Consider the following 13,346-nt stretch of genomic DNA (forward strand, 5'->3'; position numbering starts at 1 on the left):
GGGCGGCCTTTTCTTTTCCGGGGGATGCGCGATGCGCGAGGGGATGATCAGATTTGCCACGCTGACCGGCGCGGTCGCGCAGGCGGCCTTGTGGCTGGCGGGGATCGGGCTGGTCCTGATGACCGCCTTTGTCTTTGCGCAGGTGTTCTTCCGTTACGTGATGGGGTCCAGCCTGTTCTGGGCCGAACCGGCCGCCGTCATGCTGATGGGCTGGTTCATCTTCCTGGGCGCCGCCGTGGGGGTCAAGGAAGGCTATCACCTGTCCTTCGACGTCGGCCTGATGGTCGTGCCGGAAAGCTGGCGGCCGTGGTTCCACAGCCTGTCCGACGTGGTCGTGACGGCCTTCGGCTTCGGCATGGCGTGGTTCGGCTGGCAGCTGGCGGCGCGTGCGGCCAGCGGCGTGGTGCCGGGCATCGGCATTTCGCGCCTGTGGGATTTCGCGCCGCTGATCGGGGGCGGCATCCTGCTGATGCTGTTTTCGGTCGAACGCATCCTGCGCCGCGCCGCCGGGCTGAAGACGATGCGCTTTGGTGACATGGACGATGCCGCGGACGGCGTCGTCGACGGCGCGCCGGGTGCGGTGCGCGCCGATGACCTTCTGGACGGCAAGGCTGCGCGCCCCCGCGAAAGGACCTGAGATCATGGAATTGTGGATCCTGTTCGGCAGCTTCGTGACGCTGCTGATGATCGGCACGCCGGTGGCCTTCTGCCTGGGTGTGGCCAGCTTTCTGACCGTCCTCTATATGGGACTGCCGCCGGTGGTGGTGTTCCAGCGCCTGAACAGTGGCATTTCGGTCTTTGCGCTGATCGCCATCCCGTTCTTCATCTTCGCGGGAGACCTGATGGTGCGGGGCGACATCGCCCGGCGCCTGGTGGCGCTGGCCGGTGCGATGGTCGGGCACATGCGCGGCGGGCTGGGCCAGGTCAACATCATGGCCTCGCTGATGTTCGGCGGCGTGTCCGGGTCGGCCGCGGCCGACGCCAGCGCGGTGGGCGGCCTGATGGTCCCCCAGATGAAGGCGCGCGGATACGACGTCGATTACGCCGTGAACATCACGGTCGTCAGTTCCATCATCGCGCTGATGATCCCGCCCAGCCACAACATGATCATCTACTCCATCGCCGCCGGGGGCCGTCTGTCCATCGCAGACCTGTTCACCGCCGGCATCATTCCGGGCCTGCTGCTGGCGGTATCGCTGATGGTCACCGCCTGGTGGGTCGCGCGCCGGAAGGGTTATCCGACCGAGCCGTTCCCGGGCCTGCGGATGCTGGGCGCGCTGTTCGTGTCCGCCATGCCCGGCTTGATCCTGATCGCGATCATCTTCGGGGGCGTGCGGTCGGGCTGGTTCACGGCGTCCGAGTCCTCGAACGTGGCGGTGGTCTATGCGCTGCTGGTGACGGCCCTGGTCTATCGCAGCCTGCCCTGGTCCGAATTCGTCGAGGCGACCAAGGGCGCGGTGCGCACCACCGCCATGGTGCTGCTGGTGATCGGTTGCGCGGCCTGTTTCGGCTGGCTGCTGGCCTATCTGCGCGTGCCGACACAGCTGGTCGAGATCCTGCAGAGCGTGTCCAGCAACCCCATCGTGATCCTGCTGATGATCAACATCGTCCTTCTGATCCTGGGGACGTTCATGGACATGTCGCCGCTGATCGTCATCACAACGCCGATCTTTCTGCCGGTCGCCACCGCCTTCGGCGTCGATCCGGTGCATTTCGGGGTCATCATGATCCTGAACCTGGGGATCGGCCTGTGCACGCCACCCGTCGGCGCGGTGCTGTTCGTGGGCTGCGCGGTGGGCCGCATCAGCATCTGGCAGGCGATGCGCACGATCTGGCCGTTCTACGGCGCGGCCTTCGCCACGCTGATGCTGGTCACCTATGTCCCGGCGCTGTCGCTGTGGCTGCCCTCCGTGTTCCGCTGATGAAGGTGTCGCAATGACCGATCCCGTCCGCACCGTCCTGGCCCATGCGCCGGACCTGATGGTCGTCCGCTTTGCCTTTGCGGCGGGCGACCGGGGCGCGCTGCACAGCCATCCGCATGTGCAGTCGACCTATGTCAAGTCGGGCCGCTACCGCTTCACCGTCGACGGCCAGTCGTCCGAGGTCGGGCCCGGCGACGCCTTCATCATCCCCTCGGGCGCCGAACACGGCTGCCTGTGCCTGGAGGAGGGTGTGCTGATCGACAGCTTCACCCCCCGCCGCGACGATTTTCTGTGAAAGGACCCCTGATGACCCATGTCGAAACCCGCCACGCGATCCACCCGGACCACGCCCGCGGCATGGACACCGCCCAGCTGCGGCAGCATTTCCTGGTCGAGGGTCTGTTCGCCGCCGGTCAGGTCCGCCTGACCTATACGCATTACGACCGCTTCGTGGTTGGCGGCGCGGTCCCGGACGGGGCGCCCCTGACCCTGGACGCCATCGACGAGACCCGCACGCCCAGCTTTCTGGACCGCCGCGAGATGGGCATCGTCAATATCGGCGGGCCGGGCCGGGTAGAGGCCGCGGGGCAGGGCTGGGACATGGCCAATGGCGACGTGCTGTATCTGGGCATGGGTGCGGGGGCGGTGACGTTTTCGGGCGGGGGGCGGTTCTACATCACCTCGGCGCCTGCCCATCGCGCGCTGCCGCATCGGCTGATCACCGTCGATCAGGCCAAGAAGGTCGAGATGGGCGCGACCGCGACCTCGAACAAGCGCGTCATCAAGCAGTTCATCCACCCGCTGGTCATGGAAAGCTGCCAGCTGGTGCTGGGCTATACCTCGCTGCAGGAAGGGTCGGTCTGGAACACCATTCCCGCCCACGTCCATGACCGCCGGATGGAGGCATACCTCTATCACGGCATGGCGCCGGAATCGCGGGTCCTGCACCTGATGGGCGAACCGCAAGAGACGCGCCACCTGTTCGTGGCCAACGAACAGGCGGTGCTGTCGCCGACCTGGTCGATCCATTCCGGCGCGGGCATTGGCGAATACACCTTCATCTGGGCGATGGCGGGGGACAATGTCGATTACACCGACATGGACTTCATCCAGCCGGAGGACCTGCGGTGACCCCCTTTTCCCTTGAGGGACGCACAGCCCTGGTCACCGGCGCGAATACCGGCATCGGCCAAGCCATCGCCGTGGCCTTGGCGCAGGCCGGGGCGGACGTGATCGCCAGTGGCCGGCGCGACTGCGCCGAGACGGTGGCGATGATGGGCCAGGTGTCTGACAAGGCGGGGCGCTCGCTGACCCTGGATTTCGCCGATCCGATGGCCGCGCGCGACGTGTTCGCGGACCAGCCGATCGACATCCTGGTGAACAATGCGGGCATCATCCGCCGCGACGATGCGGTCGATTTCACCGAGGCCGATTGGGACGCGGTGATGGACGTGAACGCCAAGGCGCTGTTCTTTACCTGCCAGGCCTTTGCGCGCGCCGCCCTGCCACGGGGAAGGGGCAAGATCATCAACATCGCGTCGCTGCTGTCCTTTCAGGGCGGCATCCGGGTGCCGTCCTATACCGCGTCGAAACATGGCGTGGCGGGGCTGACCAAGCTGATGGCCAACGAATGGGCCGGGCGCGGGCTGAACGTCAACGCCATCGCGCCGGGCTATATCGAGACGAACAACACGCAGGCACTGCGCGCCGATCCCGACCGCAGCCGCGCCATCCTGGAGCGCATCCCCGCAGGCCGGTGGGGTCGCCCCGAGGATATCGCCCAGACCGCCGTGTTCCTGGCCGCGCCCGCGTCCGATTACGTCAACGGCGCGATCCTCAACGTCGATGGAGGCTGGCTTGCCCGCTAGGTTGCACCATACCCCGTCCGCCGAACCCGCGGGCATCGTTCATCTGGGCCTGGGCGCGTTCTTTCGCGCGCATGGCGCCATCTATGTCGAACAAGCCATGGCGGCTTCGGGCGGTGACTGGGGGATCGTCGGCGTGTCGCTGCAATCGCCCGGCACGCGCGACCGGCTGGCCCCGCAGGGCTGGGCCTATACCGCGCTGCAGCTGGGCCCGGAGGGAGAGACCGCGCAGGTCGTCACCGTGCTGCGCGACGTTCTGGTCGCGCCGGAAAACCCCCAGGCCGTGCTGGACGCGATGACCGCACCCGCGGTGCGGATCGTCAGCCTGACGGTCACAGAAAAGGGCTATTGCCATAAGCCTTCCACGGGGCGGCTGAACGCCGATCACCCTGACATCCGCTACGATCTGGACAATCCGCTGCCCAGATCGGCGCCGGGTTTTCTGGTCCGGGCCCTGCAGGCGCGCCGCGCGGCGGGCATCCCGCCCTTTACCGTGCTGTGCTGCGACAACCTGCCGGAAAACGGCCATGTCGTGCGTGGCGTCGTGCTGGACCTGGCGCGGCTGATCGACCCCGATCTCGCCGCCTGGATCGAGGCGCAAGGGGCCTTCCCCTCGACCATGGTCGACCGCATCGTTCCGGCCACCACGCCCGCCGATCTGGACCGGGTCGAGACCCTGACGGGCCGGCGTGACGAGGCCCCGGTGATGCACGAACCCTTCCGCCAATGGGTGGTCGAGGACCGGTTCTGCAACGGTCGCCCGGACCTGGGTGCGGTCGGCGTGCAACTGGTCGACGACGTGACGCCGTTCGAGCACATGAAGCTGCGGATGCTGAACGGCACCCATTCCAGCCTGGCCTATCTGGGCTATCTGGCCGGGCACCAGACCATCGCCGACACGATGGCCGACCCGGTGATGGCGCAGTTCGTCGACCGTCTGTGGCGGTCCGAGATCATCCCGGCGCTGACGCCGCCGCCGGGCACCGACCTTGCGGCCTATGCCGACGCGCTGGCGGCGCGCTATGCCAATCCGGCAATCCGTCACCGGACCTGGCAGATCGCCATGGACGGCAGCCAGAAAATGCCGCAGCGCATCCTTGGCACCATCGCCGAAGGCCGCGCCGCCTGGCGGCCCGTACCGGGGCTGACCTTGGCCGTGGCGGCCTGGATGCGCTATGCCTCGGGGCGCGACAAGACGGGTGGAACGATCGAGGTCAAAGACCCGCTGGCCCCGCAGATGGCCGCGCTGTGGCGCGACGATCCGGCGGCGACGGTCGACGGGTTCCTGGCCCTGTCGCAGGTCTTTCCCGCCGTGCTGCGCGACGACACGGGGTTCCGCGCGGAGCTGACCGATGCGCTGACGAAGCTGGTGCGTGATGGCGCGCGGGTCGCCGCAAGTGGCTGAACCGCTGGTCCTGAACCCGTCGGACACCGTCGCCATCCTGACCACGCGCGGCGTGGCGCCTGCCGGACACAAGATCGCCCGCGCGGACATCGCGCGGGGGGCGGCGGTGGTGAAGTACGGGCAGGTGATCGGCTATGCCACCTGCGACATCGCGGCGGGCGATCACGTTCACAGCCACAACCTGGCCTTTGGTGATCACGACCGCGACCAGTCCCCCGGCGCCGGGCTTGCGGCCGCGCGGGCGGCTCTTGACCGGCATCGCGGGCCGGAGTTGCAGTTTCAGGGCTATCACCGCGACGGCAGACAGGTCGGCACGCGCAACTTCGTGGCGCTGGTGGCGACGGTCAACTGTTCGGCGACGGTCATCCGCCGCGCCGCCGACGAATTGCAGGCCGAGGGCGCGCTGGCCGATTATCCGAATGTTGACGGGGTGGTGGCCTTTGCCCACGGATCGGGCTGCGGGATGGCCGACAGCGGTCCGGGGTGGATCGCGCTGCAGCGGGTGCTGACCGGGCATGCCGGGCACCCGAACGTCGGGGCCGCGCTGTTCGTAGGGCTGGGCTGCGAGGTGATGCAGATCGCCCGCATGAAGCAGGAGTTGGGCCAGGCCGCGCGCTTTCATGGGCTGACGATCCAGGACAACGGTGGCACCCGCGCGACCATCGACGCCATCAAGGCCCGCGTCCGCCAGATGCTGCCGCAGGTTAATGCGGTGACGCGCGCACCCGCCCCGGCATCGGCCCTGCGGATCGGGCTGCAATGCGGCGGGTCGGACGGATTTTCGGGCATCACGGCCAACCCCGCACTTGGGGTGGCCTGCGATATCCTGGCCGCGCAGGGCGCATCGGTCGTGCTGTCCGAGACGCCCGAGATCCACGGCGCGGAACGCCTGCTGCTGGACCGCGCCGCCGACCCCGCATTGGCCGACCGTCTGCTGGCCCGCCTGCGCTGGTGGGAGGGGTATGCCGCGATGAACGGTGCCTCGCTGGACAACAATCCCAGCCCCGGCAACAAGGCGGGCGGGCTGACGACGATCCTTGAGAAATCCCTGGGCGCGGTGGCCAAGGCGGGCGCCACGCCGCTGAACGCCGTGCTGGATTATGCCGAACCCATCACCGCGCCGGGCCTGAACTTCATGGACACGCCGGGTTACGACCCGGTCTCGGCCACAGGTCAGATCGCCGGGGGGGCCCAGCTGATCGTGTTCACCACCGGGCGCGGATCAGCCTTCGGGTCGAAACCCGCGCCCACCCTCAAGCTGGCGACGAACGATGCCCTGTTCGCCGCAATGCGCGACGATATGGATCTGAACTGCGGCGACGTGCTGTCCGGCGTCAGCCTTGACGACAAGGGCCGCCAGATCGTCGATCTGATCCTGCGCACCGCATCGGGCCAGGTCACCCGAAGCGAGGCCCTGGGCCTGGGCGACCACGAGTTCCTGCCCTGGCAGATCGGCGCGGTGCTGTAGTCAGCGCCGCGCGTCCTCGACCGCCTGCCGGATCAACGCGCCCGGATGGCGGATCACCTGTCGGCCAAGCGCGTGCCCGGCCCGGATGGCACCGGCGCAATCGGCCCCTGTCAGCCGTGCCGCCAGATAGCCCGCATTGAAGCTGTCGCCCGCGGCGGTGCTGTCGACCGGGGGCTCGACGCTGAGATCGTCGATGTGGCCCGCACCATCGCGCCCGCCGAACCGGATCGGCCCACCGCCATTCTTGACCACCACCTGGCCCGCGCCCAGGGCCAGATAGCGGTCCAGCGTCGCCTGCGGATCGGCATCGCCGAACAGCGCGGCCTCGTCGTCGAAGCTGGGCAGGACCAGATCCGCGCGGCCGGCAGCGTCCTGCGTGACCGCACGCATGGTGTCCACGTCGGCCCACAGTCGCGGGCGCAGGTTGGTGTCGAAGACGACCGTGGTGCCGGCCTGCCGCGCCCGGTCCAGCGCCTGAATCAGGCCGATGCGTCCCTGCGGGGGCAGGATCGCCAGCGTGATCCCCGATAGATAGGCCATTGCGCAGCCCTGAAGGGCGGCGTGCAGCAGGGTCGGGTCGTCGGCCAGCCGCCGCGCCGCGGACGTGTCGCGCCAGTAGGAGAAGCTGCGTTCCCCGTTCGTCAGGCTGATCGCATAGAGGCCGATCTCGGCATCGGGCTGACGGCTGACATGGGCGGTGCCCAGCCCTTCGGCCCGCAGGAACTCGACCATCCGGGTCGAAAAGTCGCCCGTGCCGACCCGCGTCAGATAGTCGACCTGCCAGGCGTCGTCCAACAGGCGGCGCAGATACCAGGCCGTGTTCAGCGTGTCGCCGGCAAAGCCCATCCGCCACAGATCCGGATCTGGGGCGCGCGACATCTCGACCATGGCCTCGCCGATGGACAGGATGCGGATGGGGTCGGCTTGCGGCATGTTTTGGGATCTTTCAGTCGGTGAAATAGTCGGGATGCGCCGCGGCCATCTGCGGCAGTTCGGTCAGCATCTGGCGCAGATGCGTGCGGATGGCATCTTCGGCGCCATCGGCGTCGCCGGCCTGCAGCGCGGTCAGGACGGCACGGTGCTGGGCGATGGTCTGGCTGCGGTCGAAGACGCGCATCGACAGGTGCCGCAGGCGGTTCATCTGGGCCTTGAGCCGTTCCAGATCCTGCCAGACGGCGCCCTGATCCGCCGCCAAGGCCATGGCGCGGTGGAACCGGTCGTCCGATTCGATGAACCCCGGCACGTCGCCTTCGACATCGCACCTTTCCTGCACGGTCAATTCGGCGGCCATCGCGGTCAGGTCGGGGCGGGTGGCGGCCACATGGCGGGCCAGGTCGCTTTCCACCGCCTCGCGGATGAAGCGCGCCGACAGGACCGCCCGCATCGAGATGCGCCCGATATAGGTGCCCCGTTGGGGCAGCACCTCGGCCAAGCCATCGGCGGCAAGCCGGATGAAGGCCTCGCGCACGGGTTGGCGCGACAGGTTGACCTGCGCCGCGATCTCCGTCTCCGACAGGCGCGTGCCCGGCAGCAGGTCGCCGCGCAGGACGCAGCGGTACAACCAGTCATGGACCTGCTGGGCGGTCGTGGCAGCGCGGATCGGAATCATGTCGAGCCCTTTTCCCCAAATTTATACCATACTTCCATACCAGTAAAGGGCATCGGTCAATCGATAGCATTTTAGAAAGGATTCGCTGCCAGAATGGCGCGGCGGGCGTCAAGATGACGCGACACCGCAACCCCGACCAACCCTGTCGAAGGCAGTCCCATGAAGATCGCAGCCCTCTCCCTTTTGCTTGCGCTGGCGGGTCCGGCGCTGGCCGACGATCCGTTGCTGACCGTGGTCGGCCCGGACGGCACGCAGACCTATGACCAGGCGGCGCTTCAGGCGTTTGGGCCGGTCAGCTTTGCCACCTCGACCATCTGGACGGAGGGGCAGCCGACCTTCACCGGGGTCCCGCTGCAGACGATCCTGACCGATGCGGGCATCGATGAGGGCACGGTCTCGGCCGTGGCGATCAATGACTACGCCGTGCAGATTCCCGTGGACGAGGTGACGGCGGATTATCCCATCGTCGCGTTCCAGCAGGACGGGCAGGCGATGTCCGTGCGCGACAAGGGGCCGCTCTGGGTCATCTATCCCTATGATTCCGATCCTGCGCTGCAGTCCGAGGTGACCTATGCCCGCAGCATCTGGCAGCTGGTCCGGATCGAGGCCGTGCGGTGATCAACGCGGTGGGCACCGACCTGCATCCCCCGCGCATCGCGCGGGCGGTCAGGATGATGCCCGCCTTCTTCGGTTGCGTAATCCTGGCCCTGGGGCTGGTCGTCTGGCTGCTGCAGGTCGATGCGCGCCGTCAGATCGACGAGATGGGGACCGCGGCCACGGACAACACCCAATGGTTCCTGGCCCAGTCCGAGGTCGAGGTTCTGGCCCTGCAGCGTGCCGCGTTGCTGCTGGCCGCGCCGGGTGCCGGCGCGGATCAGGCACGGGATCTGCGGCAGCGGTTCGACATCTTCTATTCGCGCATCCAGACGCTGCAGCAGGGGCGGACCTATGACCACCTGCGCGCGGAACCCGGCATCTCGACCGCGCTGCAGGCGATCCAGTCCGGGCTGGACGCCGCCGTGCCGGTGATCGACGGCGATGACGCGGGACTGATCGCGGGGCTGCCCCGGATCATGCCCATCGTCGACGCCGCCGTGCCCCTGGTCAGGCAGGTGTCGCTGGAGGGGGTGCGGCTGTTCGCCGAGAAATCCGCGCTGCGCCGCGAAGGTGTGGCCCGCGCATTGACGACCCTGTCGCTGCTGGTCGTTCCGTTGTTCATGGTGCTGGCGGGCAGCGTCGTGGTCCTAGCCGCGATGGTGCGCAGCGCAGGCGAACGAAACCGCCGCATCGCCGCGGTCAGTAATCGACTGAATTCGCTGTTCGAGGCGTCGATCGACGCAATCCTGGTGGCGCGCCCCGATGGGCGGATCCTGGGCTTCAACGCCGCAGCACAGCGCATCTACGGATATGACCGGGCCGAGGCCGTGGGCGCCGATGTCGTCGACCTGCTGACCCCGCACGACCGGCGTGCCAAGGTGCGCGAGGTTCTGGCCCGGGTCCGTGACGGCACCACCCGCCCGCGCGCCGGCGGGCCCGATATCATGCAGACCGCCGCCCGGCACAAGTCAGGCCGGATCATCCCCGTCGAACTGTCCATGTCGGTCGCCCGAGGAGAGGACGGACCGCTGGTGGTCGCCTTCGTGCGCGACGTGTCCAGACGGGCGGCCGAGGAGGCCGAACTGATCGAGGCCCGTGACCGCGCCGTCGCGGGCGAACAGGCCAAGACGCGCATGATCGCCGTGATGAGCCATGAGATGCGGACCCCCCTGAACGGCATTCTGGGCTTGCTGGACCTGCTGAGCCTGACCGAACTGGACGACCGCCAGCGCCAGTACGTCGCCGCGATGGAGCATTCCGGCCGCATGCTGCTGGGCCATGTCAACGATGTGCTGGACACCTCGCGGGCGCGCAGCGGGCAGTTGGTTCTGGCCCGGAACCCGGTCGACCTGCGCAGCTTGGTCGATTCGGCGATCCTGGGTCTGCAGACGCAGGCACAGGCGGCGGGCAACCAATTGATGGCGGTATATTCCGGCGACGATATGGCGCCGGTCCTGGGCGATGCGGCGCGGCTGGAACAGATCGTCGTGAACCTGGTCGGCAACGCCATCAAGTTCACCGAGAACGGACATATCACCGTGCTGGTCGATACGTCGGGGCCGCCGGGACACGTCACGTTGCGCGTGACCGATACGGGTATTGGCATCCCCGCAGACGATCTGGACAGGATCTTCGATGCGTTCGTCACCTTGGGTTCGACCTTTGACCGCAAGGTCGAGGGGACGGGACTTGGCCTCAGCATCGTCAAGGGCCTGGTCGATGCCATGGGCGGAAAGATCACGGTCTCAAGCCAGCCGGGCAGGGGGACCGCGTTCCGGATCACGCTGCCCCTGGAGCCTGCGCCCGTTGCGCCCGACACGGTGCCCCAGCAGGCGGTGGCCAGTCCGGACTGTCCCGGCCTCAGCATTCTGATGGTCGAGGACAATGCCATCAACCGTCTGGTTGCCCGCGAGATGCTGCGCCGCCAAGGATGCGAGGTGACCGAGGCCGAGGATGGCCTTGCCGGCGTCGCCGCCGCCCAACAGCGTCGGTTCGACCTCATCCTGATGGATATCAGCATGCCCCGCATGAACGGCATCGACGCGGCCCGGCGCATTCGCGCGGGTGACGGCCCCAACCGCGACTGCCCCATCGTGGCCCTGACGGCCCATGCCATGCCAGAGGATCTGGCAAGCTTTCGTCAGGCCGGGATGGACCGGTCGCTGGTCAAGCCGCTCAGCCGGGCGGCGCTGAACGCGCTGTTGCAGGCGGTGCGTCCCGCGGGACCGTTGCCGCAGGCGTGATCGGCCGCGTGCCCCTGCATCTGTTGCAGAATCTCCGGGGTGGGCCGCCAACCTTGCGGCGGGGGCTTGGGGGAAGGCACGCGCGGGGCTATTGTCGCTGAAAAGCCCAACACAAGCACGAGGCAGCAGCATGTCCACGAATCGTCCCTTCGGCGACCGAAGAACCTTCCTTCAGGGTCTTGCGGCGACGGGCGTCCTGATCCCCGCCATGGCCTATGGCCAGGAAAACCCGGGACCGCAGCGCAACCAGTCGTCGTTCCGCGCGCGGCATTGGCAGGATTTCTATCCGTCCTTGGGCAAGGGGGTCCTGCTGGCCGACGTGACCTCGCGTGCGGTACATTTCTGGTCGGGTGACGAAAGCGTGCATTTCGTCTTTCCCTGCGCGATCCCGATGACAGACGAACTGACCCGCCGCGGCCAGACCGAGATCGTGCGCAAGGTCGCCAACCCGCCTTGGACGCCCACGCCCAGCATGCGCGTCAAGGATCCGACCCTGCCGCAGCGGGTCGAGGGGGGCGCGCCCGAAAACCCGTTGGGCAAGTTCGGCCTGTACCTGGGCTGGCCGGCCTATCTGGTCCACGGCACCCATGACACGCGCAAGATCGGGCGGCGGTCGTCGTCGGGCTGCTATGGCCTTTATAACGAGCATGTCGAAAAGCTGTATGCGGTCGCAGAGATCGGCACACAGGTGACGGTGTTCTGATCGCCAAGGCGGGGCGCATGGCGCCCTGCCTTTCAACCGTGGTGGATCGCGATGGTCTTGGTGCGGGTGAAGCCGTACAGCGCCTCGAACCCCTTTTCGCGACCATGCCCCGACTTGCCGATGCCGCCGAAGGGCAGCTCGACCCCCCCCCCCGCGCCATAGTTGTTGATGAAGACCTGGCCGCAGTTCAGCCGGCCCGCCAGGCGCAGCTGTCGCGCCCCGTCGCGGGTCCATATGCCGGCGACCAGTCCGTATTCGGTGCCGTTGGCAATGCGAAGGGCCTCCGCCTCATCGGCAAAGGGCATCATGACCTGCACCGGGCCAAAGATCTCCTGCTGCGCCAAGGCGTGATCGGGGGGTACATCCGCAAACAGCGTGGGTCGCACGAAATGGCCGCCGGCCGCCGCGTCAGGATGCAGGCGCCCCTGTGCCGCCAAGGTTAGTTCGCGGGTGCCAAGATCGATGAAATCCTGCACCAGTCGCCTCTGGCGCGACGACACCAGCGGACCCAGGTCGTGGCTGTCGGGCGCCGGTCCTGCCACCAGCCCGTTGAAGATGTCGGACATGCGGCGACGCACCTCGTCATAGACACCGGCCTGTACCAAAACGCGCGACGCGGCCGAACAGGTCTGCCCGGCATTCTGCATGCAGGCCCCGACCAGAACCGGGATCGCCCGGTCCAGGTCGGCGTCGTCAAAGACGATCTGAGGCGACTTGCCTCCCAGTTCTAGCGTCACGGGCACGGCGTTGGCCGCCGCGGCGCGCTGAATGCCGGCCCCGGTCCCGACCGAGCCGGTGAAGGACAGATGATGCACGCCCGGATGTGCGGACAGCGCCGCGCCCACCTCGGCCCCCAGGCCGGTCACGACGTTCAACGCGCCGGGGGGCAAACCCGCCTGATGGGCGATCTGCGCAAAGACCAGGGCCGAGAGCGACGCATCCTCGGCCGGCTTCAGCACCACGGCATTGCCCGCGGCAAGCGCCGCCGCGACGGCGCGGCCCAGGATCTGCATGGGATAGTTCCACGGGATGATGATCCCGCAAACGCCATGCGGCTCGCGCAGTGTATAGGCGGTATAGCCCTGTTGATAGGGAATCGTGCTGCCCATCAGCTTGTCCGCCGCACCGCCGTAGAATTCCAGATAGCGGGCCAGGGCCACCGAATCGCGGCGCGACTGGTCCAGCGGCTTGCCCACGTCCAGCGTCTCGATCATCGCAAGGTCCTCGGCCCGGTCCAGGACCAGGGCGGACATCCGCGTCAGGATGCGCCCGCGGTCGGTGGCGGTCAGCGCCCCCCAGGGGCCGTCCAGGGCGGCGCGGGCGGCGGCGACGGCGGCGTCGACATCGGCCGGGGTGCCGCGACCGATCACCCCGATGGCATCGCCGGTCGACGGATCCTCGACCGGCAGGGTGCCGCCTTGGGGGCGGGTCCAGTGGCCATCCACGAAGATCAGGCTGGTGTCGATGCGGGTCAGATCGTCGATGATCATGCTGCGGTCCTGTGGTCGGTGGAAAAATTGCGTCCGGTCACCTT

At 67.9% G+C, this 13,346-nt stretch carries 13 protein-coding genes; 10 read left to right on the plus strand and 3 right to left on the minus strand.

The features are described 5' to 3' along the window. Window positions 1–43 precede the first annotated feature (43 nt). The 7 genes from SY26_RS01170 to SY26_RS01200 are packed head-to-tail and all read left to right on the plus strand — an operon-like array spanning window position 44 to window position 6,660. Window positions 44–637 carry a TRAP transporter small permease gene (locus tag SY26_RS01170; RefSeq protein WP_232303234.1) on the plus strand — a complete coding sequence of 198 codons (594 nt, stop codon included), beginning with the start codon at window positions 44–46 and terminating at the stop codon, window positions 635–637. 4 nt (window positions 638–641) lie between these two features. Then, window positions 642–1,922 carry a TRAP transporter large permease gene (locus SY26_RS01175; protein ID WP_045998951.1) on the plus strand — a complete coding sequence of 427 codons (1,281 nt, stop codon included), beginning with the start codon at window positions 642–644 and terminating at the stop codon, window positions 1,920–1,922. A gap of 13 nt (window positions 1,923–1,935) precedes the next feature. After that, window positions 1,936–2,217: a cupin domain-containing protein gene (locus SY26_RS01180; RefSeq protein ID WP_045998952.1), complete on the plus strand. Its 282-nt coding sequence runs from the start codon at window positions 1,936–1,938 to the stop codon at window positions 2,215–2,217. A gap of 11 nt (window positions 2,218–2,228) precedes the next feature. After that, window positions 2,229–3,053 carry a 5-dehydro-4-deoxy-D-glucuronate isomerase gene (gene kduI, locus SY26_RS01185; RefSeq protein ID WP_045998953.1) on the plus strand — a complete coding sequence of 275 codons (825 nt, stop codon included), beginning with the start codon at window positions 2,229–2,231 and terminating at the stop codon, window positions 3,051–3,053. Then, window positions 3,050–3,790: a 2-dehydro-3-deoxy-D-gluconate 5-dehydrogenase KduD gene (kduD, locus tag SY26_RS01190; RefSeq protein WP_045998954.1), complete on the plus strand. Its 741-nt coding sequence runs from the start codon at window positions 3,050–3,052 to the stop codon at window positions 3,788–3,790. The genes kduI and kduD overlap by 4 nt, the downstream gene beginning before the upstream one ends. Further along, window positions 3,768–5,192 carry a mannitol dehydrogenase family protein gene (locus SY26_RS01195; protein ID WP_045998955.1) on the plus strand — a complete coding sequence of 475 codons (1,425 nt, stop codon included), beginning with the start codon at window positions 3,768–3,770 and terminating at the stop codon, window positions 5,190–5,192. Before kduD ends, SY26_RS01195 begins: the two co-directional genes overlap by 23 nt. Continuing rightward, a complete protein-coding gene (locus SY26_RS01200; protein WP_045999584.1) occupies window positions 5,185–6,660 on the plus strand; it encodes a UxaA family hydrolase in 1,476 nt (491 codons plus the stop codon). The genes SY26_RS01195 and SY26_RS01200 overlap by 8 nt, the downstream gene beginning before the upstream one ends. On the opposite strand, the gene SY26_RS01205 is transcribed toward SY26_RS01200, so the two are convergent. After that, complete coding sequence (locus SY26_RS01205; protein WP_045998956.1) at window positions 6,661–7,593, minus strand: sugar kinase; 933 nt, start codon at window positions 7,591–7,593, stop codon at window positions 6,661–6,663. 13 nt (window positions 7,594–7,606) lie between these two features. Continuing rightward, the gene (locus SY26_RS01210) at window positions 7,607–8,269 is read right to left on the minus strand and encodes a GntR family transcriptional regulator (protein ID WP_045998957.1); all 663 of its coding nucleotides are present in this window, start codon (window positions 8,267–8,269) and stop codon (window positions 7,607–7,609) included. A 159-nt stretch (window positions 8,270–8,428) separates the two neighbouring features. Here SY26_RS01210 and SY26_RS01215 point away from each other — a divergent pair, with 159 nt between their 5' ends. From SY26_RS01215 to SY26_RS01225, 3 genes are all read left to right on the plus strand, one after another. Next, entirely contained in the window at window positions 8,429–8,887 is a 459-nt protein-coding gene (locus SY26_RS01215) for a molybdopterin-dependent oxidoreductase (RefSeq protein ID WP_045998958.1), read from the plus strand. Then, window positions 8,884–11,109, plus strand: coding sequence for an ATP-binding protein (locus tag SY26_RS01220; protein WP_052715072.1), 2,226 nt, complete (start codon window positions 8,884–8,886; stop codon window positions 11,107–11,109). The genes SY26_RS01215 and SY26_RS01220 overlap by 4 nt, the downstream gene beginning before the upstream one ends. A gap of 130 nt (window positions 11,110–11,239) precedes the next feature. Then, window positions 11,240–11,812 (plus strand): L,D-transpeptidase, encoded by a 573-nt coding sequence (locus tag SY26_RS01225; protein WP_045981684.1) that lies wholly within the window; start codon window positions 11,240–11,242, stop codon window positions 11,810–11,812. A gap of 32 nt (window positions 11,813–11,844) precedes the next feature. On the opposite strand, the gene SY26_RS01230 is transcribed toward SY26_RS01225, so the two are convergent. Further along, on the minus strand, window positions 11,845–13,302 hold the full coding sequence (locus SY26_RS01230; protein WP_045998959.1) for an aldehyde dehydrogenase family protein: 1,458 nt from the start codon (window positions 13,300–13,302) through the stop codon (window positions 11,845–11,847). Between the last annotated feature and the right edge of the window lie 44 nt (window positions 13,303–13,346).

The organism is Paracoccus sp. 228, assembly GCF_000967825.1.
In the GTDB taxonomy this organism is placed as follows: domain Bacteria; phylum Pseudomonadota; class Alphaproteobacteria; order Rhodobacterales; family Rhodobacteraceae; genus Paracoccus; species Paracoccus marcusii.